19 protein-coding genes and 1 CRISPR repeat array are annotated in these 23,823 nt (G+C 48.8%); of the genes, 9 read left to right on the plus strand and 10 right to left on the minus strand.

What is annotated here, in order from left to right:
• Positions 1-115: 115 nt before the first annotated feature.
• Positions 116-808 (minus strand): M24 family metallopeptidase, encoded by a 693-nt coding sequence (locus H583_RS0118450; RefSeq protein ID WP_028561764.1) that lies wholly within the window; start codon positions 806-808, stop codon positions 116-118.
• A gap of 219 nt (positions 809-1,027) precedes the next feature.
• Here H583_RS0118450 and H583_RS0118455 point away from each other — a divergent pair, with 219 nt between their 5' ends.
• From H583_RS0118455 to H583_RS0118475, 5 genes are all read left to right on the plus strand, one after another.
• Complete coding sequence (locus H583_RS0118455) at positions 1,028-2,368, plus strand: extracellular solute-binding protein (protein ID WP_028561765.1); 1,341 nt, start codon at positions 1,028-1,030, stop codon at positions 2,366-2,368.
• Positions 2,369-2,436: 68 nt separating this feature from the next.
• On the plus strand, positions 2,437-3,327 hold the full coding sequence (locus H583_RS0118460) for a carbohydrate ABC transporter permease (protein WP_028561766.1): 891 nt from the start codon (positions 2,437-2,439) through the stop codon (positions 3,325-3,327).
• Positions 3,328-3,345: 18 nt separating this feature from the next.
• Positions 3,346-4,224 (plus strand): carbohydrate ABC transporter permease, encoded by an 879-nt coding sequence (locus H583_RS0118465; protein ID WP_051236606.1) that lies wholly within the window; start codon positions 3,346-3,348, stop codon positions 4,222-4,224.
• Positions 4,225-4,390: 166 nt separating this feature from the next.
• The gene (locus tag H583_RS0118470) at positions 4,391-6,247 is read left to right on the plus strand and encodes a sensor histidine kinase (protein WP_028561768.1); all 1,857 of its coding nucleotides are present in this window, start codon (positions 4,391-4,393) and stop codon (positions 6,245-6,247) included.
• A complete protein-coding gene (locus H583_RS0118475; RefSeq protein ID WP_028561769.1) occupies positions 6,225-7,385 on the plus strand; it encodes a response regulator transcription factor in 1,161 nt (386 codons plus the stop codon). Before H583_RS0118470 ends, H583_RS0118475 begins: the two co-directional genes overlap by 23 nt.
• A gap of 254 nt (positions 7,386-7,639) precedes the next feature.
• Here the strand turns inward: H583_RS0118475 and fabF are convergent, their stop codons facing one another.
• The gene (gene fabF, locus H583_RS0118480) at positions 7,640-8,884 is read right to left on the minus strand and encodes a beta-ketoacyl-ACP synthase II (RefSeq protein WP_028561770.1); all 1,245 of its coding nucleotides are present in this window, start codon (positions 8,882-8,884) and stop codon (positions 7,640-7,642) included.
• Positions 8,885-9,072: 188 nt separating this feature from the next.
• Between fabF and H583_RS0118485 the strand changes: the two genes are divergently transcribed.
• A complete protein-coding gene (locus H583_RS0118485; RefSeq protein ID WP_028561771.1) occupies positions 9,073-9,930 on the plus strand; it encodes a helix-turn-helix transcriptional regulator in 858 nt (285 codons plus the stop codon).
• 193 nt (positions 9,931-10,123) lie between these two features.
• On the opposite strand, the gene H583_RS0118490 is transcribed toward H583_RS0118485, so the two are convergent.
• The 6 genes from H583_RS0118490 to H583_RS0118515 all read right to left on the minus strand — a co-directional run bounded on the left by H583_RS0118490 (position 10,124) and on the right by H583_RS0118515 (position 18,110).
• Positions 10,124-11,143 carry an HD-GYP domain-containing protein gene (locus tag H583_RS0118490; RefSeq protein WP_028561772.1) on the minus strand — a complete coding sequence of 340 codons (1,020 nt, stop codon included), beginning with the start codon at positions 11,141-11,143 and terminating at the stop codon, positions 10,124-10,126.
• 508 nt (positions 11,144-11,651) lie between these two features.
• Positions 11,652-12,756: direct repeats of the CRISPR family, unit length 32 nt; unit sequence GTTTCAATCCACGCACTCACGTAGAGTGCGAC.
• A gap of 676 nt (positions 12,757-13,432) precedes the next feature.
• On the minus strand, positions 13,433-14,389 hold the full coding sequence (locus H583_RS0118495; RefSeq protein ID WP_028561773.1) for a 3'-5' exoribonuclease YhaM family protein: 957 nt from the start codon (positions 14,387-14,389) through the stop codon (positions 13,433-13,435).
• Between the two features lie 119 nt (positions 14,390-14,508).
• A complete protein-coding gene (locus H583_RS0118500; RefSeq protein WP_036709944.1) occupies positions 14,509-16,104 on the minus strand; it encodes an MDR family MFS transporter in 1,596 nt (531 codons plus the stop codon).
• Positions 16,105-16,219: 115 nt separating this feature from the next.
• Positions 16,220-16,717: a MarR family winged helix-turn-helix transcriptional regulator gene (locus H583_RS33420; protein WP_051236609.1), complete on the minus strand. Its 498-nt coding sequence runs from the start codon at positions 16,715-16,717 to the stop codon at positions 16,220-16,222.
• Between the two features lie 119 nt (positions 16,718-16,836).
• Positions 16,837-17,559 carry a hypothetical protein gene (locus tag H583_RS0118510; protein WP_154665915.1) on the minus strand — a complete coding sequence of 241 codons (723 nt, stop codon included), beginning with the start codon at positions 17,557-17,559 and terminating at the stop codon, positions 16,837-16,839.
• Between the two features lie 38 nt (positions 17,560-17,597).
• Positions 17,598-18,110, minus strand: coding sequence for a TlpA family protein disulfide reductase (locus H583_RS0118515; protein ID WP_028561776.1), 513 nt, complete (start codon positions 18,108-18,110; stop codon positions 17,598-17,600).
• A gap of 67 nt (positions 18,111-18,177) precedes the next feature.
• On the opposite strand from H583_RS0118515, the gene H583_RS36180 reads away from it, so the two are divergent.
• Complete coding sequence (locus H583_RS36180; RefSeq protein WP_081667328.1) at positions 18,178-18,342, plus strand: ATP-binding protein; 165 nt, start codon at positions 18,178-18,180, stop codon at positions 18,340-18,342.
• Positions 18,343-18,408: 66 nt separating this feature from the next.
• Here H583_RS36180 and H583_RS0118520 read toward each other — a convergent pair whose 3' ends face one another.
• Both H583_RS0118520 and H583_RS33425 read right to left on the minus strand, forming a co-directional pair.
• On the minus strand, positions 18,409-18,867 hold the full coding sequence (locus H583_RS0118520) for a C40 family peptidase (protein WP_028561777.1): 459 nt from the start codon (positions 18,865-18,867) through the stop codon (positions 18,409-18,411).
• 381 nt (positions 18,868-19,248) lie between these two features.
• Positions 19,249-21,027: a glycoside hydrolase family 36 protein gene (locus tag H583_RS33425; protein WP_051236611.1), complete on the minus strand. Its 1,779-nt coding sequence runs from the start codon at positions 21,025-21,027 to the stop codon at positions 19,249-19,251.
• 306 nt (positions 21,028-21,333) lie between these two features.
• On the opposite strand from H583_RS33425, the gene H583_RS37045 reads away from it, so the two are divergent.
• Together H583_RS37045 and H583_RS0118540 are read left to right on the plus strand one after the other, a co-directional pair.
• The gene (locus tag H583_RS37045; RefSeq protein ID WP_028561778.1) at positions 21,334-22,392 is read left to right on the plus strand and encodes a LacI family DNA-binding transcriptional regulator; all 1,059 of its coding nucleotides are present in this window, start codon (positions 21,334-21,336) and stop codon (positions 22,390-22,392) included.
• Between the two features lie 165 nt (positions 22,393-22,557).
• Complete coding sequence (locus H583_RS0118540) at positions 22,558-23,814, plus strand: ABC transporter substrate-binding protein (RefSeq protein WP_028561779.1); 1,257 nt, start codon at positions 22,558-22,560, stop codon at positions 23,812-23,814.
• Positions 23,815-23,823 lie beyond the last annotated feature (9 nt).

Here is a 23,823-nt window from a genome sequence, read left to right on the forward strand (position 1 = left end):
GAAGCCCTCCGGCTCCGCGAAACTTCGCTTCTTTTTCAACTCACGCTGTTCATATGGCGTAATTCCCGGCGCGATGGCACGGTACACAAAGCAGAACCATCTTACGCAGCCTTTATCAGTCCACCGACAACAAATGCTCGATGAATCCCCCTATTTCCCGCTCACGATCGACAAAGTGAATCTCCAAAATCCAGTCTCTCAACAGGCCGTTCTTGTCCGGGTCACGCATCGGAATATGGTTATCCGGGTGAATATAATTGTCAACCTCTTCGCCTTGCACGACTTCATGGGGAAACTCGCCGATCAGATGGCCGGCATGAATATTCCCGAATTCCCAGTCATACTTGCGGGCAAGCTCGCACACATAGGCGTACAGCTCGCTGCCTGTAATATCCGGCTTGGATTTGAAATAAGCTTTGCCTTCCTCCCACGCCCGGGCGATATCATCACGCAGTTTGTGCTTGGCCGGGTCCTCTCCAAGGACATAGGTCCGGCCAAAGTCTGCTTCCCAATCCTCAAAGATCGGTCCAAAATCCAGGAATACGATATCGTCCTCGGTTACCATCAGATCCGGCGGGTTCTCATTATAGGGATGCAGCGTGTTTTTCCCTGCACGTACAATCCGCTTATGCCAATATTTCTTAATACCAAACATTTCAAAGGCCAAATTGTATATGTCACGGTTGATCTGTTTCTCAGTCACCCCGCTGCGAATGATGCCCTTATCTTCAATAGCCTTGAACAATTCCCGCGCCTTGCTCTCCGCCTCGCGAAGCGAAGCGTAACGTTTCTCTAATGATGCTTCCAATTCCCCACTCTCCTGCAATCAAATTCTGTCTCAACTCTATTATATGGAAAACAGCCATGCTTTCCAACTTTCAACAAAATTCCTTTTCTGGAATGCCAATCTTAAAAAAACACACCTGATCCCCTAAGTTCACCACATTGAAAGGGGTTCCAAATACCCACATAATAGGAGATGCGGCACAGATCGTTCATAAATCATTCAAATCTAAGGGGGATTGAAATGACAACGATGAAGAGAATACTGAAACTGGCATTAACCGGCACACTGGCGCTTAGCCTTGCGGCATGCGGAGCAGCCAACAAACCTGCGACTACGGGCGGCACAGAGGGTGAAGGTGCTAAAGAGACAGGGAGCAAGCCCCAGAACATTACGATTACGTTCCAAAATATTTATCCGGACCCGACTGATCCGAAGCAAGGCATGCTGAAAAAGATTGTGAAGCAGTATGAAGAAATGCATCCGAATGTCAAAATTGAGCTGGACTCCCTCAATACGGATCAGCAAAAGCTCAAGCTGAAAACCCAGGCAGCCTCCAAAGAGGTACCTGACATTACAATCGTGAACCCGGCAGCGCAGATGCAGCCATTTGTTGAAGCCGGCCTGCTTGCACCGCTTAACGACATGGTTGAGAAAAACGGCCTCAAGGATACGTTTCAGGAAGGCATTCTGGACTGGTACACCTTCGATGGCAACCTGTATGCCCTTTCTGACGGCAACAATATCGGCCTTGTCTATTACAACAAGGAATTGTTCGAGCAAGGCGGCGTAGAAGTGCCGACTACCTTCGAAGAAATGATTGAAGTTGTAAAAGCTCTGAAGGCCAAAGGAATCCAGCCAATGGCGATCGGGGAGAAGGACACCTGGACCGGTTCCTTCCTGTTCATGAACATGCTGCTTCGTACGAACGGCCCCGGCTTCCTGCAGCAAGTAGTTGACGGCAGCAAAACCTTTGAAGATCCGGCGTTCATTGAAGCGGTTGACGCCTTCCAAAACCTCGTTCAAGCCGGTGCATTCCAGGAGGGCGCGACTTCCTTCGACTATAATGCGGGCGAGAACCTGTTCAAGACCGGCAAAGCAGCCATGTACTACATGGGAAGCTGGGCTACAGGCGGTATCGAAGCATCTTCTGTAGACGGCAAGGTAGGCGTATTCAAGTTCCCGACCATCAACGGCAAAGGCAATCCGGATGAATTCATGCTTGCACCAGGGAGCGCATTCGCAATTTCCGCCAACAGCAAGCATTTGGAGGAGACCAAGGACTTCCTGAACTATTTCATGCTGAACTTCCCGAAAGAAGCCTTCGAAGTGAGAGGCGCAGTCGGTATTGCCCAGAAGGTGGACGGCGACTTTAAAGCGGCGGGCTACTCGGATATGGCGATGGAGGTCCTCTCGATGTTCAAGGATGTAAAAGGCGGAGACATTGCATTCGACAACACGATGAATTCCGGAACTGCACAAGTGCATCTGACCAGTATCCAGAACCTGTTTGTGCAGAAGAAAGATCCCGCTGAAGTGGCCAAAGAGCATCAGGACGGTTACGAGTCCAACATTAAAAAATAACGATCAGGGTGCGTCAGGGAGTGCATGAGTTGACTCCCTAGCGCACCTTCATTTGGGAGGCGCGAGAGATGAAGGTATTAAGAGTCTCCAAGCTGACGATAGCACTGTTCGTGCTGCCGTGTTTGCTGCTCTATATCTGTCTGGTCTTCGTTCCGATTCTGGTCTCTTTGTACAGCGGCCTGCTGGACTGGAACGGAATCGGCGAATCTACATTTGTCGGATTGGAAAATTTCACAAATCTCTTTTTTAACGATAAAGTTTTCTGGCCTGCAGTCAAACGCACGCTGATGTTTGCCGTTTTCTCCATGGCGGAAATTCCGATTGCATTATTTATTGCCATTTTGCTGAACCGTTTCATCAGACGGCCTAATTTTCTCGTATCGAGTTATTTTCTGCCGGTCATTTTGTCCGTTGTCATTATCGGACAACTCTGGATGACCATCTACAATCCGGCGTCCATGGGCGGTATGCTCAATCAGATTCTGGAGGCATTGAACTTAAAGAGCTGGACACGCTCCTGGCTCACCGATCCTGCTATTGCCATGTACAGCATTTATTTTGTGGCACTGTGGCAGTACCTGGGCTACCACACGCTGATTCAATTTACCGGTATTCAGAATATCCCCGCAGACCTGTATGAAGCGGCCAAAATAGATGGAGCCGAAGGCTTGAAAGCGGACTGGCATATCACCTTTCCGATGAATATTCCGATCTTCAAAATTTCCATCGTTCTTGCCTTTATCGGCTCTCTGCAAGCATTCGACATGATTATGGTCATGACCGGCGGCGGCCCCGCCAATGCAACCGACGTGATCGCGACCCATATGTACAATATGTCCTTCAAATCGATGAAATACGGCTATGGCAGCTCGATTGCCGCATTCCTCGTCGGCGTTTGCCTGGTCGCAACCATTATTATCAATTATCTGTTCAACCGTCTCGAACGGAAATATTCTTAAGAGAGGAGGATACAAGTTATGAAATCAAACCTGAGTACCGTCTCCCGGTCGGCAACTGTTCACACGAAACCGCGTTTCTCCATTGCCAAACCGCTGGTCTACCTGTTGCTGGGCATTCTGTTCGTTACCCAGCTGTATCCTCTGATCTGGCTGGGCATATATTCACTCAAGAACAACGAAGAGATTTTATCCGGGTCGTTTTTTTCGCTGCCGGCAGTGCCACAGTGGGTCAACTTCCAAAATGCGATTGAGGCGGGGAATTATTTCCGGTACCTGTCCAACAGCGTTTTCGTCACGACGGTGACCATGGCCTGTGTATTGCTGCTCAGTTCACTGGTCGCATTCGCAATCAGCCGGTTCCGTTGGCGCTATGGCCAGATCGTCATGCTCGTCTTCCTGGTCGGAATGATGATCCCGATGCAGGCAACCCTGCTGCCGCTGATGATTATTTTCAAAAACCTGAGCCTGTTGAATACCCATGCGTCTATCATTTTGCCGTATATCGCATTCCAGACGCCGATTGCCGTCTTCATTTTGAGCGGATTCATGAAGTCGATTCCCAATGAAATTGAAGAATCAGCCATTATTGACGGCGCAGGCATCTTCCGGATTTTCAGAAGCATCATTATGCCGGTTTCCATACCACCGATGATGACCGTCTGTATTTTGACCTTCATTAATATATGGAATGAGTACATTTTGGCAGCAACCTTTATTTCCTCCGAGCGGCTCAAGACGCTTCCATTCGGGGTATACAGCTTCGTCAGCCAGTATTCGGTCAATTATGGGGCCATCGGTGCTTTCCTCGTGCTCGGCGCGCTGCCGGTCATCCTGATTTACTTCCTCCTCGCTGACAAAATTACGAAAGGTATGGTCGCCGGAGCAGTCAAAGGTTAATGCCCTCATCCCATTTTAAGGTTGTTCAAGAACACGGCTGTCTTCGCTCTTTTGCTGAAGGCAGCCGTGTTTATGTCAAAATATAAGAATATGACTTTGCAAATACAAACATTTCCTATATTTTTAAATTAAGAGAAAAAAGGCTGCAACCACGAGGGAGGAAGGAATGGCGCGTTCAAAACGAAATCACTCCATTCACGGCCGGCTGTTCTGGACATTTCTGTCCTCCACCATGCTGCTTTTGATTCTGGTCAGCGTAGTCTATTATCAGAAGACAACCGGAATTATTCATGCCAAGATCAGCGATCTGGCCGAGAAAAACGGGTCACAGACAGTCGGCCTCTTTGATCTGCTGCTGGAGGGGCATTACAGCATCACGAAATCCATCAACAGCAATTTTGAATTACTGAACCTGCTGGAGCATCGTGACAAGGAGATCAATCCGGTAGCCAGTGCCAATATGGAACGCTCAATCACAAACATTCTCGGAGCCGTCTTCTATTCCCGCGACGACATTAACGGCATCCACATTATTACGAATCAAGGCAAAATGTACAATTATGAAAAACGCTTTGCCGGTGTAGCCGATATGGACTATGCCTCAGCCGGCTGGTACCGGCAGCTGATGGACTCCCGGGGCGAAATGGTCTGGCTGGGGCTGTCGCAAGGCTCGCTGATTAACAGCCTGCAGAAGGATTCTGTGTTTGTATTTGGACGGATGCTGTTCAATCTGACCAGCTACAAGCCAATCGGCATCGTGCTGGTCGAGACAAGTCCGGCTCCAATCATGTCTGCGCTGTCGAATGCCAGGATCAGCCCGAACAGCCGGGTCTATCTGGTCGATAACGACAGCCGTGTTGTCGCTTCGACCTGGAAGGGCGATATGCCGGAGCCTTCCTTCCAGGGACTCCCGCGTCCACAACGGAAGGAAGTCATCATCGATACGCACTCTGGAGAAATGATTGTGTCAGCCAAGACAGCCACAACCGGCTGGACGATCTTCAGCATGACACCCAAAGCGGATATCAGCGCCGAACTGATACAGACACGAATGTACCTGATTATCGTCATCGGCGCCGTCGTTCTGTTGTCTACCATATTGGCAAGCCTGATCTCGCGTACCCTCTCCTCCCCGCTCAAGTTGTTGATCCGGGAGATGAAGCAGGTGGAGCTGGGGCATTTTAAAGGCTCAGTCAACGTTAAATCCTTTGATGAGATCAACAGTCTGGTCGCTTCGTTTAACCGGATGGTGCAGCGCATGGATGAACTGATCGAACGGATTACAGTGGCTTCCATTAGCGAGAAGAATGCTCAGCTGCAAGCGCTGCAATCTCAGGTCAATCCGCATTTTCTGTACAATACGCTGGATATGATCTACTGGATGCTGGATGAACGGGAGAATGACCGTCTGGGACGCGTTATCCTCGCCCTCTCTCATATGTTCCGTTACAGCAGTGACTGGGAAGAAGCAGCCAAAGCGACACTAAGACAAGAGATGGATCAGATGCGCCATTATTTAACCATTATTGAAAGCAGACTGGACAGCAGAATTCATACCAACATGCATATCGCGAAGGAATGGGAGCATATTCATCTTCCAAAGATGACACTCCAGCCCATTATTGAGAATGCCGTCAAGTGCGGCCTGGAGCCGCTGGGCCGTCCAGGGACCCTTCGTGTCTATACCGAGGCAGATGAAGCCTCCAGAGAGCTTCGTGTCGTCATTGCCGACAACGGCATCGGAATTGATGAGGCAGCACTCGCCCAATTGCGGGATTTGCTTGCTGAACCCATTACACCAGGAACGGGCCGCCATTCCGGGGAACCACAGTCCTCCGACGGCACAGCCAGGAGCCGCCAGGGCATCGGATTGCCCAATGTCCATCGCAGGCTGGTGCTGATGTACGGAGAATCTTGCGGACTGCGTATTGACAGCAAGTACGGAGAAGGAACAACAGTTACCATTGTCCTGCCGCTGCCAGTGAAAGGAGGAGCAAGGCATGAATATTCTGATCGCGGATGATGAGACGATCATACAGGAGGGCATCAAGCGCACGCTGTCCAAACGATTCCCCGAATATCGCACCTACCTGGCCTCCAATGCCGAGGAAGCCGTTACGCTGCTGCGCAATCACCGCATTGACCTCGCGCTTACAGATATAATGATGCCGGGGATGACCGGCCTGGAGCTGATACGGCTGACACGAAGCCAATATCCCCATATTCGCTGGGTTGTCATTTCCGCTTACTCTGAGTTCTCCTATGCGCAGGAAGCGGTTAGACTGGGAGCCAAAGATTATCTGCTGAAGCCGATCGGCAAGGAAGCGCTGATCAGCATGATTGAGGAATTGGCGGCGGAGATTGGCCGCGATGCAGAGCTGGTCCGTGAAGAGGAGAGCCTGAGTATGAACCGGAAATATGTCCGGGAGGCAGTCTTCCAGCGCTGGTCGTCCGGACTTGATATCGGGCGCTTCGATATGACGCCCCTGATGGAATGCTACCCGGATTTCCATCTGATGATGGTCAAAATGGATACGGACAAAGTTGCCCAGTTGGAGCATTTCACGATCGAGAATGTTATGAGCGAGCTGATCGAACGGTATGGCAGCGGCTTCGTTACGACACACACCAGCAAGAGCCTGCTCGGGCTTGTATCTATGCAGAATGAGCCGGAGCTGGAGAAGCTGCTTGAAGAGCTGCGAAGATATCTTGGCAAAATGCTCCGGGTCCCCTTCCAGATTCTCCATACCGGCCGCATGGATGATATTAACCAGGTTTCTGCGGAAGTACAGCGGATGCGCCAGGCATCGGAAACTCAGGTTTATGAGAATATTTCCAGCAGCGGAGATGAGCTCATTGAAGTGGCGCTGCAATATATACGTACCCATATTCATACCGATCTGTCTCTTGAGAAGGTCGCATCTGTCGTTTATCTGAACTCTGTTTATTTGAGCCAGCTCTTCAAGCAGAAGACCGGAGAGGGCTTCAAGGAGTATGTCATCCGGCTCCGTCTGGAACATGCCAAGCTGCTGCTGCACAATCCGACGCTCAAGCTCGCAGATATTGCCCAGCGTATCGGCTATCAAGATATCCGCCACTTCTCCCAGCTATTCCGCAAGCGCTACGGGCAGACCCCTTCGGAATTTAGAGCAAGCATGTGAGGAATACAAAAGCCGCCCCCTATTTTGAAGTGAATCCAATTATGGCGTCATAAGCGCAATTGGAGATTTCATTCATTTCAAAAGGGACGGCTTTTAAGTGATGAAATTGTTTGCCGTTGCTACGATCCTGCCTGTCAATATCGCTATAGGAGCCAAATCGCCATTAACCTATAACTCAACTCCGCGGTATCAACCTTGCTGGTTCTAGTGGCTGTTTCCATCCCGTTATGGGAGCTGCTCGGCCGCGGCAATGACTAATTAGCGCCCGGCCAATTTTTTAATACAATCACTGCATTGTGGCCGCCGAAGCCAAACGAGTTTGACAGTCCCACGGACAGCTTTGCTTCCCTGGCGGTGTTCGGCACATAATCCAGATCGCACAGCGGATCCCGCTCCTCCTGATTAATTGTCGGTGGAATGATTCCTGCGCCCAGACTTTTGATGAGAGCAATTGCCTCTGCCCCGCCTGCTGCCCCCAGCATATGTCCGGTCATCGATTTGTTAGCTGTTACCGGAATCTTGTAGGCATAGTCGCCGAACGCTTTTTTGATCGCCACGGTCTCTGACTGGTCGCCAACCCCTGTGCTTGTCGCATGCGCACTAATGACATCGACCTCGTCCGGGCGGATGCCCGCCTCGCGCATCGCTGCTTTCATCGCCAGATATGGACCATGCCCTTCCGGATGAGTAGCTACCATATGATAAGCATCCGAACTTGCCCCATAACCGACCACTTCAGCATAGATGGCGGCGCCGCGCTGCTGTGCATGGGACAGAGACTCCAGTATGAGAATACCGGCTCCCTCTGCCATGACGAACCCGTCCCGGCCGGCATCAAACGGACGGCTTGCTTTTTGTGGCGTATCGTTGCGTGTGGATACGGCCGTGGCATTGCCGAAGCCGGCCAGTGAAATTTCCGTAATGGCAGCCTCTGCTCCTCCGGCAATCATCACATCGGTGATCCCGCTTCGGATGAGGCGGAAGGCTTCTCCGATAGCCGTATTGCCAATGGAACAAGCAGTTACCGGGGACATGGTCGGACCCATTGCCCCATAGCGGATACTGATCATGGCTGCTGCCATATTTGAAATCATCATGGGGACCAGCAGCGGACTGACACGATCCGGTCCTCTCCCCCGCAAAATTGCTTCCTGTTCAATCAGCGTCTGTATGCCGCCAATGCCCGAACCTACATAAACGCCCAATCTTTCCTTGTCCACCTCATCCATATTCAGGCCTGAATTTTCCAAAGCCTGCTGGGCTGCCGCCAGCGCGAATTGGCTGAACCGGTCCATCTTGCGGGCATCCTTGCGCCCAAAACGGGCCTCCGGATCAAACTCTTTTACCAAGCCTGCAATTTTAGATTTATATGAAGTTACATCAAACATATCAATTTGACCGATTCCTGATGCCCCGGCAGACAACCCCTGCCAGAAGCTGTCCACATCATTTCCAAGCGGCGAAATGATCCCCATTCCGGTAATTACGACTCTCTCCATCTTCTATTCCTCCTTGCTTTACTTTGCTTCTCATCTTGTATAGTTTGTATCATTGCATATTCGTTATCCTATTACAAGTTGTTAATTATACGGGTATAATTTATACTAGCTTAACAGGTTTGGACCTACGAACACCGGATATAACAAGATTGATTACAAGCAATCGCAAATTTAGGAGTGACATGAAGATGAATCATCAGGCACGGTTGCAGGCATTGTCCGAATTTTTGAAAGCCCGCCGGGCAAGGCTGCTGCCTCAGGAGGCCGGTATTGCTCCGGGTACAAGACGAAGGACGCCCGGCCTCAGGCGCGAAGAGGTTGCCCAGTTGGCCGGGGTCAGTACGACCTGGTATACCTGGCTGGAGCAAGGCAGAGACATCAAAGTCTCTCCATCCGTACTGGATGCTGTCGCAGCCGCCTTACAGCTGACAGTAGATGAGAGAAAATATTTATATGCGTTAGCTCTGGAAACGTCCATGAGCGCCAGCTACCCGTTGAAGGAAGAAGCAACACATATTCCAAACTCGCTTCAGCGGATTCTGCATGAGCTCCGCTCCTGTCCGACCATTATTTCTGACCGCCGCTGCCACATCGTCGGCTGGAATAAAGCTGCAGCGCATATTTTTCTTGATTTTGAACAGGTTCCGTTTGATCAGCGCAATATGATCCGGCTGCTGTTTGAGCGCAAGGAATTTCAGAGGCTGGCAGTGAATTGGGAGCATTTTGCAAGCGGATTTCTTGCGATCTTCCGTGCCTATTATGGACAACATGTAGAGGATGATTGGTATGAGCGGTTCCTGGGAGAGATGAAGGAGCTCCACCCGGATTTCAACCGGATGTGGGAACAAAGCCAGGTCAGTTCCGCCCCTGAGGTCGTGCTTGAATTTCGTCATGCCAAGGCAGGCAAAATGCAGTTCCATCTGACCTCCCTGCAGGTGCATGGCAGCTCCGATCTCCGATGCAGCGTCTATACGCCGGACCCGGATTCACCTACAGAGACAAAGCTGATCCGGCTAATGGAACGGGATCACCTTCATAAGAACTGAAAACGACCTTATATCTAAATCGGTTCAGCCCGCATCGCTGATGTTTTTTTGCCACTAAACAAAGCGCCCTCTCTGACATTTATGAAGGATGGTCCTTAAAAGAAGATCAATTATTCTTTCTTCTTACGGGACCCATTCAGAATCTGTCAGACGGGCGCTTTTTATGAACACCGGGTAATATTCGTATGTATCGTTATTGCTTGGGTGCGACCTGCACAATTTGCAGAGCGGAATGTTTACTCAGATCAATAAACTGGTCATCCACGTTGACCAGAGGATGCAGCGGTGCGTGCGGGTTTATCATGACAATCGTGCCAGTCTGCCCGCTCGTCAGCAGCACCTCATGGCTGAGCATCGACTGCATCATTTTATCAATAAACATTTTACAGATGTGCGGGTCCAATTCTCCGAATGCATGCTGATCCATCTGCTGCAAGGTCTCATACATGGGAGATGCCTTCCGGTATGGACGGTCCGAAGTAATCGCATGAAATACATCTGCGACGGCCACGATTCGGCTGAACGGAACAATCTGCCCTGCCTGGAGACCGAGAGGGTACCCGCTCCCATCCTGCCGCTCATGATGCTGAAGCGCTACAAGGGCCTGCAAATGGGTGGCGCCTACCGTATCCTTGATCATTTGGTAGCCAAAAATCGTATGCTTCTTGATTAATTCAAATTCCTCGTGCGTCAGCTTGCCGGGCTTGAGCAAAAGATCAGGAGGAATTTTCAGCTTGCCGATATCATGCAGTGTGGCTGCAAGTGTTAATTGTGTCAGTTCCGAATGCGGCAATCCCATCCAGCGGCCGATCAGGGTCGACAGCACGCCTACGGCAATATTGTGCCGGTAGGTATAGTCATCCTTCGTTTGCAGTGTGGCAATCAGCTCATAAAAATCCGTATGACCGGCTGTCTGCTGAATAACAGGAACAATCTCCTCCCGAATGGTCAGAAGCGGAATCGTCTTGGAATAACGGATTTTATCAAACAATTCGGTGACATAGGCCGTCGTCGAATCAATTTGACCTTGCACGGCCGGCTTCTTCTCTACTGCTTGTACATCGTGGCTCTCAAGCTGGATGCCATGCCGGTCAATTAATTCAATCTGTTCCTCATTCAGTAGCGTGCGCGCAGGTGCGATAAATACTCCGTTATGATTAAACAAATCTCTTCTAAGGCTCATGCCGAGAAAAGCTTTGTTAGGGCTCTCCATTAGCCGCAACTCCTCCGTGAAAACGCTTTACATAGCACCAATAATCTTACAAACTCATAATGGTTCAATCGGCCTATTTTTACATTCACTTTATATATCGGCAGAACTACACAGATTGTTTAACAATTCAAGATTTAGAGTGGAAAAAAAAGGGGGGATTGATGGATTTATTAAAATAGCGCTAATTAGGTTGGGCTGGGGGAACGCTCCGAGATGAAGGGTTCTTCCGATTGCTGTTAAAGACCGATTTCTCTTATCTAATAATACAAGGTAAGAAATCGGTCTTTAAAGGCAACCACTCCGTTTCTCCAGAATCCCTTCATCTCTTCGCTAGCTCATTTTGTGCAAAAGTTCTACATAATTGCTTGAATTGCGAGCTCAGTACCCACCCCAAGGGTGCCCGCTATCAGCAATCTCACCCCGTATTCCTCTTAACTAACGGGTTCCATTATGCACTCACGTAGAGTGCGACATAATTATTTGTGGGTGATAACAATTGGAAGCACATGTTTCAATCCACGCACTCACGTAGAGTGCGACGGACATCCACTCTTGTTTGCAATTCCCATGATGTGGTTTCAATCCACGCACTCACGTAGAGTGCGACTGTATCAGCTCTGGAGTGCGAATTGATGTCTGACGGTGTTTCAATCCACGCACTCACGTAGAGTGCGACTTCAGACAAACTGCAGGACGCAGTGACCATGTTGGAGTTTCAATCCACGCACTCACGTAGAGTGCGACCCCAAACACAGCAAAGGCTCCAGCCAGCACGCCCTGTTTCAATCCACGCACTCACGTAGAGTGCGACGTGGTCGGAAGTGACCGAAAAGGGCGGCGTAGTAGTTTCAATCCACGCACTCACGTAGAGTGCGACACTACGGAACGAACGCTCTGTGTGCGAATCCGGCCGTTTCAATCCACGCACTCACGTAGAGTGCGACGTTCGGGTACTTCATGATTCGCTATGTCGGAAAAGTTTCAATCCACGCACTCACGTAGAGTGCGACCAAACTAGGAGACATCGTTAAGAAATTACAGGAGTTTCAATCCACGCACTCACGTAGAGTGCGACAATTATCGCAGGTGGAGAGACTTCGTTCAGCGAGTTGTTTCAATCCACGCACTCACGTAGAGTGCGACGTCACAGCGACATTAAATAGGAGGTCTGCAACATGTTTCAATCCACGCACTCACGTAGAGTGCGACCGTTGACCCTTCCATTCTGCAAGGAGGGCAGCAGGGGTTTCAATCCACGCACTCACGTAGAGTGCGACAAGGAGTTGGCACGACAAACTTCCCTTACCGCAGATGTTTCAATCCACGCACTCACGTAGAGTGCGACGCAGGCTGTAATAGCAGCACACCAACACGGTGTACAGTTTCAATCCACGCACTCACGTAGAGTGCGACTCCATCCACTATTGGGGTCTACATCAAGAGACAAAGTTTCAATCCACGCACTCACGTAGAGTGCGACGCCAGATGCAGGAGACGTCTACCATCGCTGATTACGGTTTCAATCCACGCACTCACGTAGAGTGCGACTATAAAAAATCGATGCGGGCGCGGGACGTGCTGGTTTCAATCCACGCACTCACGTAGAGTGCGACAGCGAAAAAAGGCAGTTCTCGCCCATTTTAGGTGTAAACACCCTAATATTTTCGCTAAAACTATGCTGAAAAATATAAATATTTTCTTGACATTTTGCCAAACAAGTGAATCCACTGTGTTTTCGACAAATTTCGAGGTGCGAAGGACCCGGGAAAATCATGGGAGCTTCACATTCGCACCAAAGAAGCTAAAAAATATCTAAAGTCATGCTTCTAAATTCACGTAGAATTAAAGAAATTCTTCTGCTATAGATATACTTACAATCATAAGTGAAATCATTTATTTATACAATCATGAATTTCCAATAAAATGGATTCTCAATATATTTGATTCAGCAACGGTGTAGAGGTATTTCTTCAATTAAATATCAGGTGTTCACATAAAAATATCGGCAAAATTTTGCCGATATTTGAACTGCAAAACACTCCAGTGAGGTTAATGGCGGAGAGATAAAGGGTTCTGGAGAAACGAAGTGCTTGCCTTTAAAGATCGATTTCTTACATAAGCTAAATCTCATCATAGAAATCGGTCTTTAACAAAATATAAGAGCGATCTGATGAATCGCAGATTCTCTTATATTTCTACGCGAAACGCTACTGCCTAATAGTTTTAGGCAATTTCGTTTTCGCTTGGCAATCGGAAGAACCCTTTATCTCGCAGCCTCTCAACCGAACCCTATAGCTTCATTTTATAAATCGCCTTATTCTCCAGCCCACGAATGAACGGCGTCCATTCCTCGTTTATCGGCATCGTGTCGAGCGCATCCTCGACCATTTGCAACTTGGCATCCAGGGAGTCAATATAGTGGAGTGCGACGGCCTCCGCCATCTGCGGCTGCACCGGGCTCCCCCATTCCCCGAGATTGTGGTGAGACAGCACCATATGCTGCAAAGCCAGCACCTTGGATGATTGCAGATCAATACCGCTATGTATGGCCGCCTCCGTAATCCAATTCGAAGCCATCGCCAGATGGCCGAGCAACTTGCCCTGTACGCTGTACTCTGAGACGATGCCGAGTTGGGCAACCATTTCCTCCGGTTTGGCAATATCATGGAGAATAATTCCGGCACGGATTAAATCCGCATTGAGGAACGGCCGCTGCCTGCACAAAAAGTCGCCAATCTCCAGCATTCTGACAATATGATAGGCAAGCCCTGCATAATAGGCGTGATGATGGGTTTTGGCAGCCGGGTAGTGCATCAGCTTCTCCTCTACTTTGCCCACGCAAAATTCGACCAGTGTCCGGATTTCATCGTCGGCAATATCCTTCACTGCCTGATTGATCGTATGGATCAGATCAACCGGACGGATCGGCGCTGACCGGATGAAGTCCGTCAGTGTGACCCCGTCCTCCGGCTCCGCTTTGCGGATACGAATAATCTTCACCTGAAGACGCTCGCGATACGTTTGGACAACCCCTTGTATTTTCACAAGGCCCATTGGGAAAAAGGTTTCCTTGTCTGTCGGGGAGACATCCCAATATTTCGCCGAGATTTGACCGCTTGCATCACACAGCACAATATCAAAATAATCTTTGGGCGGTGTATTATTTGTCTGCTTGACCTCAAGCTCCTTCAACAAATAATAACCGACAAATTCATCCTGGCTGCTGAGCTTGTTTATTTCCGTCACACTATAACCCCCTGCATAAATTGGCTGTCAATCGCATGACATCCGAATTTAATTATTGTATCACAGATGCAGGGGGTGTGGGCTTACAAACTCTTGCAAAATCCTTCTATCCTGTTCATTTATTCACGGACCGCATTTGCCGGTACAGCCTCCTGTTTTTCCTTGTCCGACTTGATGCGTCCCTTGCCGATAAGCAGGGCGACAATTACCCCTATCGCCACAAATATAAGTCCGCTGAGAAATACCATTGAAAAGGCATTTGTCCATGCCGCTTGAATCAGACTGATAATTTTAGATTGAAGCTCCGCAGGAAGCCCGATCTTTTGCAGCAGCTCCGGCCGGATCAGAATACTGAACAAATCCACATCAGGATTTTTTTGCATGGCAGTGACAGCTGCTGACAGAGCCGGATCATTTTGCGCCGCGGCTGTTGCATCCGCCACATTGCTTTGGAGCCTGTGATTCATAATGGCAGTGAATATCGTGACGCCAATCGTCCCGCCGATTGATCGGAAAAAGGTTGCGGCTGACGTTACGGTTCCAAGCTGAGATTTGGGAAATTCATTTTGCACCGCAATCATCAAGGTCGGCATGACCAGACCCATCCCCAAGCCGAGAATGATCATATTGAAATAAGCAATAAACTGGGAAGTATCAATACTCATCCTGCTAATGAGATAAAACCCGACTGCCGCAATAATCATCCCTGATGCCAGAACCCCTCTATACCTGATCTTCAAGAGCAGCCTTCCGCCAATAATACTCGCAACAATCAGCGCAATCATCATCGGCGTCATTGTAGAGCCCGCCTTTGTCGGCGAAACTCCGAGAATTCCCTGCATAAACAACGGGACAAAAATGATTGCCCCGAACATTGCAAATCCAAGAAGAAAACCAAGCCCGTTCGCAGCACTGAATACCCGGTTGCGGAACAGGCTGAGATCGAGAATCGGTTCCTTCGCCCGGGCCTCTATTAGCAAGAACGCAATCAGGAGCAATGCCGAGCCGCCGAATAGCCAGTAGCTGGTCGCCGAATTCCAGGCGAACTTATCCCCGCCAAGCGACAGGCCAAGCAGCAGCAAAACAAGAAATGGGACCAGCGCTGCAATCCCCGCATAGTCGATATAGACCTTATCCTGCCGGGCAACAAGCTCACGGCGCATCCCCGTAAAAATAAAGATTGCGGACAATAAACCAAATGGTACATTAATAAGGAAAATCCAATGCCAGCTTATCGCATCGACAAGAAAACCGCCGATAAACGGGCCGATGACAGAGCTCAGTCCGAAAATACCACCGAACACTCCCTGCCATTTTGCCCGCTGCTCCGCGGTAAAAATGTCCCCGATTATTGTCTGCGACAACGGCATTACCATCCCGCCGCCAAGGCCCTGCAAAGCCCGGTACAAAATAAGCTGCTCCATCGTAGTTGCCGTCGCACATAGACCCGAGCCTATTGTAAACACAATCGTCCCGATCAAGTACAAATAGCGCCGCCCGTACAAATCTGACAGCTTGCCCACAATCGGAACGATAACAGTAGATGTAATCAAATAAGCCGTCGTAACCCAGGCCATAATGGAAAAGCCCTGCAGCTCTCCTATAATCGTAGGCATTGCCGTTCCGACGATTGTCTGTTCCATAGCACTAAAAAACAATCCGATAATCAAACCGGTTAATACAATATTTTTATTAATTCCTTTGCGCTCCGTCATCTTGATTCCTCCGCCGCTAATGATGTCTTCAGCAACTAGTATGAGCCATTCCAAATGGAAATAACCACTGCATACCGCTGCCCGGCAATCACATTGTTTAGACGGGGATAACCTCTTAATCCTTGTTTTTATTGCTAGAGGAGTCAGCAAAAGCTCCGCCGCATAACCGGTTTCCTCCGGGAGTCAGCTTCTCCAGCAATCTTGCCAGTTCCTGAATTTCATCCTCGGTCAAATTCGCTACAAGCTGCTCCATAAGCTGCAGACGCTTGTTATGAATCGCATTTACAAGTTGACGGCCCGCATCGGTAATCTCCAGCATGACAACCCGCCGGTCCTGCTCCCCGCGCTCCCGCATGATTAGACCCTGGCTGATCAGGCTGTCGGCCAGTCCTGTAATCGCACCGGAAGTAACGAACAGCATCTCGGCAAGGGCAGACGCCTTCTGTGGCCCCTCTTCTTCAAGCTTTAACAGTATTCTCGCTTGCGTCAGTCCGAGACCTGCTATATCGACCTTATTCCATTGGGAAAGTTGATGACTTCGAAGCTGGCGGAACGCCTCGTCCACACGAATGAGAACTTCGCTGTACGAGCTGCTTATTTTTTTATCCACCATCGGGCTGCTGCCCCTTTCATACGATATTTACTGCGCCATTCTAGTTTAACCCATATTTCATTATATTTTAAGCGGAAACTCGTAATTTTCACTTCTCCACATTATGAAAACAATCCGTTTTACCTGCCCTCTTTACTGTTGTTGATACGCGCTGACAGTATAACACCGAGAACCATCATCATCACATACACAAATTGCTCCCCTGATAAACCAAGCAGCCACTTCGTTTTCACATTGAAAAAAGAAACGATCGTCAAGCCCATCCCAAGATAAGTCAATGCATTAGATATCCATTTCCCTGTACCAAACCATACTCTGCGACGCCACAGCCAAATAAACATCGGCATAATGACCAACAGGCGATACACATTAACAGGATGATAGGCAAAAGCCGGGTCTTCAATCGAAATGCCCCACGGCAATGAAGTTGCTGTACCATACTTCCATCCGAGCAGGCTGTATATCAGCATGGCCGCTATACCCCCAAGAGCCAGCAAATCCAGTGTAAGCTTCCAAGGAACATCAAGCTTTCTCCACGCACGTCCCAAATAAATGACCCCAATTACAAAGCCTGTCCACCCTCCGGCGGCATTGCCGGAGACCATCAGCCAATACATCGGAGGCTCTTTTAATATAGAAGGAGACAATACAAGGGGGCTCAGCTTCCAGACAAGAAAATAAATCAGCACCGCATTAAAAAGCGGATCAAGAACGGGACGGCCACTCCAAGAGGACCGCTTCCACTGCAACCACATGGCAGCATATCCGCCCAGTCCGGATAAAGCGAGTGTCAGCCAATCCATTCGAATCATCAGCGGGCCAAGCTGTAAAACTTCCTGCATTACAATCACTCCTGAATAAATCATTTAGCAGTCACCTGCTAAGGTAAAAGCTGCTTAAATTTTGCTTCCATTGATTTGGGGTCCACCAGCCCAATAACAGAATCAACAATCTTCCCATCCGCATTTACAAAAAAAGTCGTCGGAATCGGACGGATGCCATATTTCTTGGCGATTTCCCCCTTCTCATCAAGCAGCACCGGAAAGGAAAAACTATATTCCTCTGCAAAGGCACGCGCATCCGCTACCTTGTCTCCGGAAGTTACGTTAATCGCATAGATTTCAATTTGGTCTTTATATTTCTCATATAAACGGGCAAGCTCCGGCGCTTCAAGCCGGCAAGGCCCGCACCAGGAAGCCCAGAAGTTAAGTACCACCGGTTTATTAGTAAGCTTTGCAAGCGAGTAGTCATTCCCGTCAAGCCCTGGCAAAGAAAACTGCGGCGCCTGGTACCCCGCTCTCGGAAGCTCCTCCCGGTTATCGCTTGATGATTGATAGGCAGCAATTCCTGCGAGAAGCACAATTACAGCAATAACAATCCATTGCTTTCTCAATACTCTCCCCTCCCCCAATAACACAACAATTAGACATAAAGCGTTTTCTTGCACACACGGATTGTAGTTGATAGGCAATCGGAATGTCAATTTTGTTCAAATTTGCAGCGGAATCGGGCTAACCATTGTCAAAAGGCTAACCGAAGCGCACGGCGGCAGTGTCCGGATCGAAAGCCATGACGGTACAACAATTTATATCCGGTTGCCAAATAACAATCCACATTTAAATTGAAGATATAAAACAAGCAGGCCGGGCAAAGAATCTCGAGGATTCATGCCCGGCCTGCTTGTCTATGTATTATTGTGCATCATCTTGTCCGGAAATGACACGGCGCGCAGTCACGTAACGCTTCTCATAATAGGGCTCTGACAGCTTGCTGATTGTAACACCCTTGCTGCTGGAAGAATGGGCGAATTGTCCGTCCCCTACATAAATTCCTGCATGGGAGATGCCTTTTCCATCAATATTGAAAAATACCAGATCGCCGGAGCGCAGCTCGTCTTTCTCAAGCTGTGTGCCCGCTTCCGCTTGGGTCTTGGACGTTCTCGGCAATTGAACATCGAACTGGTTGTATATGTACAGAATAAAACCCGAGCAATCGAAGCCTTCTACGGTTGTGCCTCCCCATTTATAGGGCGTTCCCATTACCTGGTCAATCGATTCGCTTAATTTAGGCGTTTCCGCTGCATAGGACGTTCCTGCTCCGGCTCCGAATATCACCGCAGCACCCACTATGGATAGGATAAATTTCTTCAAAAGTAAGCTCCCTTCGATGAGTATTTGGCGGTTTTTGCCAACCTGATTAGAGCAATATTTCGACTTTTGCGGCGGAATCCCTTTAATGTAAACATTAGAATCCTTTCATTTTCATAAAGGCAGGTCAAGCTTCCGCCCCGGTTATCCGTTTTAATTCGTCCATTGACCTTCGTTCGGCATACCCCGCATACGCTTCTTTCTTTTTCCCGTTTTACTGAAAATCTATAATCAGCCGCGTCACGACTGGAACCTGCTGATCTGAATGAAGTCCGGTAAGCAACTGCTTGGCAATCCGGGCCTTTAACCCCTTTGTCTCCCCTGCCGGCAAATGAAAAAACTGACCCTGTCCACAACGGACCAGAGTCAGTTCCTTGACACTTTTTATACAGACAGCTTCGTAAAGAAGGCAGCTCCTGCTTTTGGAATTGCGATTTCATGCAGGCCTTCCTCAAGCTCCATAGCTCGCGACTCGACAATCCGGCCACAGCAATCCTTCACAGTCAGCTCATACCGGCCCAATGTACGGTTACATTTGACAACTGTTGCTTCATTGTAAGTTCCATTCACCACAATAAGCTGATCTGCCGCTTCTTCGATAACTGCAACCAGATTGGCATAGAGCGCAATAATTTCCTTGCCGCTGCTTTTCGCCCGTACAAGCGGGAACAGCAGCTCAGGCTGGGTCGGTGTGAGCTCGCCTTTCAGCAATGTCTCCCCATGCTCCTTGCAGAACTCCAGCCAGAAGCGGATCATTTCCAGATACGGCTCTCCGATTTCCTCCAGACGGACCGAAATCTGAGGCACAGAGAAAATGACATTTACAAGCTGCATTGCTGCACTTTCCACCGGCTCCTTATAATTGAACATAATCATGTCGGAATGGACAGCCGTATTCCCGGACAAAAGGCGCAGGTCAAGCGTGCGGATCCGGTTCTGAATCGAATCATTCGGACAATCATTGGCTCGGAACATATTGCCGTACTTTCTCATCAGCGGTCCGATATACGTTTGGCGGAATTCGATCAGAATATCCGGCTTGATCTTGCGCACCCGCAACATGACATCGGTAAGCAGCCGGTCTACCGCCTCCGGCACAGAGTTGTAATCCCGGTTCTCAGGCGCTTCTCCGTCATGGCCCGGGAACAGCTTGAAGCTGTCGACAAAATCCAGTTTCAACCCGTCGATGTCCCACTCGGATACCGCTCTTTCATAAATGCCAATCAGATACTCCCGCACCTCCGGGTAACGGGGATCAAGAACTCCCGCATCCAATCCGTCAATAACTCCCAGCAGCTTGCCGCTGAATCTGTCCCAAATCCTGCTTTTCTTCCCGATGAACGGAACGGAGTACCACAGCATATATTTCAGCCCTGTCGCATGGACGGCATCCACATGCTTGCGCATATCCGGGATTTTGCCGGTATACACTTCCCAGTCCCCGGTATAGGCATAGCCCCGGTTGTTGTCATCCGTCTGCCAGCCGTCATCCACAATAATGCTCTCGCAGCCAATTTCCTTGGCCAGCTTGCTCTGCTCTTCCAGCTCGGTTGCCGTTAGCTCCTGGTGATAGGAGTACCAGGTGGAATACATCGGCTGCAGCGCGATATCCGGAACACTTGAAGGCTCAAATCCGGGGAACGTCTCCCACCAGCGGGACACCCCGCCAAGTGCTTCGTAGTAAGCAATATTTCTCCTGTCAATGCGCAGCTTTGCTTCATAATAGTCAATCTCCGGCATCGGCTCCTCGAACAAAGTGATTGTGCACAGGAAAGTGGAGTCCTCCTCATGCATGCCAGCCTGGATGGACAGGTTGTTCAAAGCATCGGAGAACGCAAAAGTAAGACGGTTTCTCCCCGCCATATTGTACAAGCTGACCACAGGCGCCAGAGATGTATTCTTCGACTGAAAGCCCTCTGCCCAGTCCGCCTGGAATGTCTTGTTTCGGTCAGCACCCGGATGCCATAGCGCATGGATATCTGCAGCCTGCTCCGACCAGCTGATTTTATACACGGGGGGAAGCTGCTTCTTGTCTGCTTGCAGCTTGATTGTGACGAGGAATACCTCGTCCTCCAGCGTTTTGATCTCTGTATACCCTCGAAAAGCATCGCTTGTACCGCTGATCTTTATTTCGGGAATGGATGATTGAAGTAATGTTTTCATAATTCCTCCTGCTGCTTTGGCTGGTTAGCCTATTCATTTTACTAAATTCGATTATACGTTTTACGAAACAATCAGTAAACAAAATTTTATTACGAAATAATATAACAGTCAATTTACTCGAAATTTTTCATGAAAACGATCTCAAATTAACTATTTACAAATAAAATGGAGTCTTATATAATGAATCCATCAAGTTATTCGCTAATGTTTAGTAAACATTAATCTAGGCATTGGCAATAAGAGTCCAAAAAATATAAAATAACTGTGAGGGGTGTTTCTTAAATATTAGGGAAAAGGTGATTTGATTTGGCTACAATTCGTGATATTGCCCGTTTGGCCGGCGTTTCTCCATCCACAGTTTCGCGTGTGCTTAACGGCGATCCTTCATTATCTGTTCTAGAAGAGACAAGAAAAAAAATATTGTCCGCCGCGGAGCAGCTTCAATACAAAGTTGCAGGGCGCCAGCAAGCGAAACGCGCAGCGCATCTGAAAGATTACAAAATCGGGCTGGTAACATTCTGTTCGGAGCAATTTGAATCCGAGGACCCTTATTACTTGTCAATCCGGCTTCAAATCGAGAAGGAATTCAACCAGATGGGCCTCCATATTACCCGGACGATCCGTTGGGTCAACCATGAATCGTATGAAAGTCTTTCCGGTCTGGACGGACTGATCGTCATCGGCAAATTCGAATTCGATCCTTATAATCTCTTTTTCAGCAGAATTCAAAATGTAGTCTTTATTGATTATTCTCCAGATGAGAACCGGTTTGATTCGGTTATTGTTGATTTCGAGAAGGTGACAACGACTGCATTGGACCATCTTATCGGGCTGGGCTACAAGAAGATCGGACTGATCAGCTCACGGGATTTCATCAACCGCTTCGGTTCCAATTCCGGCATCGACTCGGTCGACCAGCGCCAAAGCAGCTTTGAAGCTTATATGAAGCAAAAAAACATGTATGATCCGGAGCATGTGCACATCGGCAACAATTTTTCCATGTCTACCGGATATCAGCTTATGAAACAAGCGATCGATAAGCAAAATCTCGCGGAAGCGTATCTGGTAGGTTCAGATCCGATGGCACTTGCAGCATGCAAAGCGCTTGGGGAAGCAGGACTCAAAATCCCGCAGAATGTGGCCATTGTCGGAATCGATGATATTGAGATGGCTTCATACTCCAACCCGCCGCTGACCACTGTGAAAATTTTTACAGAACAAATGGGGCAAACTGCTGTAAGAATGCTGCTGGAGCGAATTGGTGGAAGGGAAGTTCCGCTCAAGGTTGTGCTGCCGTCCAAGCTGATCATACGAAGCAGCTGTGGTTCGAACCACAAAGAAGCTTCAGAGCAAGCGATCTCATAAACTTAGGAAAATATGGACGGGTTCATCAAGAATTCATCATTGGCTGTACAAGCGGAATCGGCTGCCGCGCCTTGAACAGTGGCAGCTGTGTTTCGCGGGAAATATAAGAATTTGCAGCTGAGCTGCAAGCTCTTATATTTAAAAAAACAACTCGGAGGAAATAACATGAAAAAATGGTTATTTATAGTTGTTTCATTGCTGCTGGTCATTAGTTTGGCTGCATGTGGCAACAGTAAAGATACAGGCTCCAACACAGGAAGCAGTTCTGCTGAAGGCGGACCGAAAGGGAAAATCACCTTCGCATTCTGGGGCGCTCAAACCGAGGCCGATGCGATCAAGAATGTCGTCGCAGACTTCCAGAAGCAATACCCGGATGTACAGGTTGAGAATCAATGGATTCAGAGCGACTACCTGACCAAGCTGCAAATGATGATTGCCGGCGGAACAGCGCCAGACGTCATTCTTGTCTCCGGCGGGGACCTGCCAGGATTCGCAAACGCATTCCAGGAAGTGAATCCGGACTCGTCCAAATTCAGCTCCCCTTCTCTTGTCGAGTCGATGACTTATCAAGGAAAAACGTATGCGGTTCCATTTATCATCAAACCAAAGGTTATGGCGATTAATATCGATCTGTTCGAAAAGCATAACATTGCACTTCCAAGCAAGACCGAGCCAATGACCATGGAGCAGTTCGATGAAATTGCGAAGAAAATTACGGAAGGCGAAGGCAAAACCAAAATTTACGGTTCTGAGCCTCTCTGGATCGGAAACATGCTCTACTCCTTCGGCGCTTCCCATTATTCTCCTGATAACACCCGTTCGACGATCGATTCTCCGGAAGCGATCCAAGCTGCGGAATATATTATCAGCACGAAGCAAGCCGGAATTGTGCCAAACGACACCGAGAAGCAGGGCCAAAGCATGATGGACTGGTATCTGGCCGGAAGAATCGGCATGTTCACAGATTTCGGACCTTGGTACATCCCGCAAATGGCGGAAGTGAAAAACTTCAAATGGGATCTCGTTCCTTTCCCTGGCAATGGCGGCACAAAAGAGGTTGATGGTCTGGCGATTAGCAAAACTTCCAAAAATGCCGAGGCTGCAAAGCTGTTCGTCGATCACTTGACACAAAATCAGCAAGCACAAGATATAATCGGCGGGAACAAAACTGCTTATGGCGTTCCTGTTCTCCCTACAGCTACACAAGCATTCGAAGATATCTTTGAAGGCAAAAACCTGAAAGCATTCGTTCTGGCATCTGAAAACCAGCATAATCAGGAAGCGCAAAAACGCACGAATGAAATCAGTAAAGAGATGAAAATGATTACCGATTTGACCCCTATCGGCATCGGAAATCAGGACGTGAAGGTCATTTTCCCGAAGGTAGCGGAAAACATTAATAAAATTCTACAACAGGACTAACGGGAGCCA

Origin of the sequence: Paenibacillus pinihumi DSM 23905 = JCM 16419 (assembly GCF_000422505.1) — a bacterium.
Lineage (GTDB): Bacteria > Bacillota > Bacilli > Paenibacillales > Paenibacillaceae > Paenibacillus_D > Paenibacillus_D pinihumi.

Bases quoted from the DNA above. Each gene is read 5' to 3' on its own strand.
- H583_RS0118500 (WP_036709944.1), bottom strand. From the start codon at position 16,104: ATGACGGAGCGCAAAGGAATTAATAAAAATATTGTATTAACCGGTTTG.
- H583_RS0118485 (WP_028561771.1), top strand. From the start codon at position 9,073: ATGAATCATCAGGCACGGTTGCAGGCATTGTCCGAATTTTTGAAAGCC.
- fabF (WP_028561770.1), bottom strand. From the start codon at position 8,884: ATGGAGAGAGTCGTAATTACCGGAATGGGGATCATTTCGCCGCTTGGA.
- H583_RS0118475 (WP_028561769.1), top strand. From the start codon at position 6,225: ATGAATATTCTGATCGCGGATGATGAGACGATCATACAGGAGGGCATC.
- H583_RS0118490 (WP_028561772.1), bottom strand. From the start codon at position 11,143: ATGGAGAGCCCTAACAAAGCTTTTCTCGGCATGAGCCTTAGAAGAGAT.
- H583_RS33425 (WP_051236611.1), bottom strand. From the start codon at position 21,027: ATGAAAACATTACTTCAATCATCCATTCCCGAAATAAAGATCAGCGGT.
- H583_RS0118460 (WP_028561766.1), top strand. From the start codon at position 2,437: ATGAAGGTATTAAGAGTCTCCAAGCTGACGATAGCACTGTTCGTGCTG.
- H583_RS33420 (WP_051236609.1), bottom strand. From the start codon at position 16,717: ATGGTGGATAAAAAAATAAGCAGCTCGTACAGCGAAGTTCTCATTCGT.
- H583_RS0118455 (WP_028561765.1), top strand. From the start codon at position 1,028: ATGACAACGATGAAGAGAATACTGAAACTGGCATTAACCGGCACACTG.
- H583_RS0118465 (WP_051236606.1), top strand. From the start codon at position 3,346: ATGAAATCAAACCTGAGTACCGTCTCCCGGTCGGCAACTGTTCACACG.
- H583_RS0118470 (WP_028561768.1), top strand. From the start codon at position 4,391: ATGGCGCGTTCAAAACGAAATCACTCCATTCACGGCCGGCTGTTCTGG.
- H583_RS0118510 (WP_154665915.1), bottom strand. From the start codon at position 17,559: ATGCAGGAAGTTTTACAGCTTGGCCCGCTGATGATTCGAATGGATTGG.
- H583_RS0118540 (WP_028561779.1), top strand. From the start codon at position 22,558: ATGAAAAAATGGTTATTTATAGTTGTTTCATTGCTGCTGGTCATTAGT.